This is a genomic window from Streptomyces sp. NPDC057543 (assembly GCF_042801895.1).
GTDB lineage: Bacteria > Actinomycetota > Actinomycetes > Streptomycetales > Streptomycetaceae > Streptomyces.
In genome coordinates, this window is record NZ_JBHVFF010000553.1 from 1 (window position 1) to 2,008 (window position 2,008).

The window sequence follows — 2,008 nt, forward strand, 5'->3', positions numbered from 1 at the left end:
GACCGGCACATGCCCCACCTGCCACCGCGACATACCCGCCCCGGCCCCGCCAGAACACCACCCAAGCCAGCCAACCTAACGAAGTACTACTAGTGTTGTGAAGATCAACGTACTGACCGTTCCCGCCGAGCAGCGGGAGACGCTGGAGAAGCGCTTCGCCTCCCGTGCCCATGCCGTGGAGAACTCCGACGGGTTCGAGTGGTTCGAACTCCTCCGCCCCGTCGAAGGCACCGACAACTACCTCGTCTACACGCGGTGGCGTGACGAAGAGTCCTTCCAAGCCTGGTTGGAGGGCCCCATGAAGACGGCCCACCAGAGCGGTGACGTGGACAGCCGCGAGCGCCCCAAGCCGGCGGCGAGCGGGTCCACACTGTGGTCCTTCGAGGTCGTGCAGCAGGCGGCGCCGACAAGCGCGTAGACAAGACGTCGTCGGTCTCATCACCGAACTGCAGCCGCATCGCAAGACCGCCGCTCAGCCCCAGGTGAGCGGGTCGAGATGGCGGTAGAAGCGCAGGCGGTCGTGGTCGAGGGAGATGCTGTACCTCTCGGCGAACGCCGCGTCCGCGGCCCGCGCCCGCTCCTCGTCCGTCCATGTCTCCCGCGCGCTGGTGAGCAGCAGCGCCAGGTCGGCGTAGCGGTCGGCCAGCCCGAGGCGGCCCAGATCGATGAAACCCGACACGTTCAGGGTCTGAGGGTCGAGGACGAGGTTGGGCAGGCAGAGGTCTCCGTGGCAGACGACCGTGTCGGCGGCCTCCTGGTTCCGTCGTCGCGCGACCTGTGGGACGAGGCGGCCCAGCAACTCCGCGGCCGGCAGGTGCTGCTGCTCGACGGGGAGGAACTCCGGGTTCACCGCGCCACGGGTCACGACGTCGCGCGCTATGGCGACCATCCCGTCCACGTCCCGGCGGAACGGGCACTGCTGTACGGGCACCTCGTGCAGCGCGCGAACCGCGTCCGCGATGCGTTCCCAGGAGGCTCGCAGGTCCGCGGCGGACACTTGGTCGGCGGGTACGCCGGAGACGGCGCCGGTCACAAGACAGGCGCCGGCATCGCCGGAGTGCCAGTCAAGCAGCCGTGGCCCCGGGACACCGTGGTCGCTCAGCCATGCGACCCGGTCGCGCTCGGCCTTCAGGTCGGCTGCGTCCGCTGCCGCCACGCACTTGGCGTACCGGGTGCCGTCCGCGCTGCGGAAGACGGCGGCTCCCGATTCGCCCGCGGTGACGGGCCGCCAGTCACCCTCGCCGCCACTCTCACCCAGCAGAACTGGTGACACGGTCCGAGGTCCGGGACGATGGCTCATGGCGGCCACTCTAAGCAGATGGATGCGGTGAAGTGCGCTGCCGATCCCGCGTCGTCCGCGCTGGTCGCGGGTTGGGACGGGGAAAGGATCAGCCCCCGGCCTCAGCCGTCGCAGGAACTTGAAGGTGCATCGGCCAGACCGCAGCGCGCACTGGGCTGACGTCATGTCACCGTCGGGCTGGACACGGCTCACCAAAGCGCAAAGACCCCGGCGCCGACCGGCAATCGTATGAAGCCACGTCATCAGGCGCCCCCTCCTGATCGTCGCCCTGGCCGAGCCGGCATTTCTCATCGTCAGGTTCGGCAGGGACTTCCCCGTGCTCTGGTATGGCCCCCCTTGGAGCCGTTCTGATTTCCTGGAGCATGGGGCCTCCACCTCGCCCTGCTCCAACTCGCCTGCGGTGTCGTCTGCTTGAGACGGCTTTGAACCTCACTCCGAAACGATCAGATACTCCACCGAGACCCCCGGCGAAGGCCGGCTGATGAAACCCGCGGACGCACCTCGCCATGGACGCTACGCCGACGCCATCCCGGCACCGGCTGGGGCACCGTGGCGTTCGGCCTGATCCACTCCCCCGCTGACGCGGACCGGATCGCGCCCGACGCTCCGGACACCGTGTCTGCCTGCACCGCCGCAGACCCGCGCGTCACGGACGTGCTGCTGTGCGAGACACAGCGTGTTCCGGGCGGTTGCAACCGCCCGGAACAC

At 68.9% G+C, this 2,008-nt stretch carries 2 protein-coding genes; one reads left to right on the top strand and one right to left on the bottom strand.

Annotation, left to right across the window (positions count from 1 at the left end):
- Nucleotides 1-97: 97 nt before the first annotated feature.
- On the top strand, nt 98-418 hold the full coding sequence (locus ACFU8Q_RS41190) for an antibiotic biosynthesis monooxygenase family protein (RefSeq protein ID WP_384465262.1): 321 nt from the start codon (nt 98-100) through the stop codon (nt 416-418).
- A 54-nt stretch (nt 419-472) separates the two neighbouring features.
- On the opposite strand, the gene ACFU8Q_RS41195 is transcribed toward ACFU8Q_RS41190, so the two are convergent.
- Complete coding sequence (locus ACFU8Q_RS41195; RefSeq protein ID WP_384465265.1) at nt 473-1,300, bottom strand: APH(3'') family aminoglycoside O-phosphotransferase; 828 nt, start codon at nt 1,298-1,300, stop codon at nt 473-475.
- Nucleotides 1,301-2,008 lie beyond the last annotated feature (708 nt).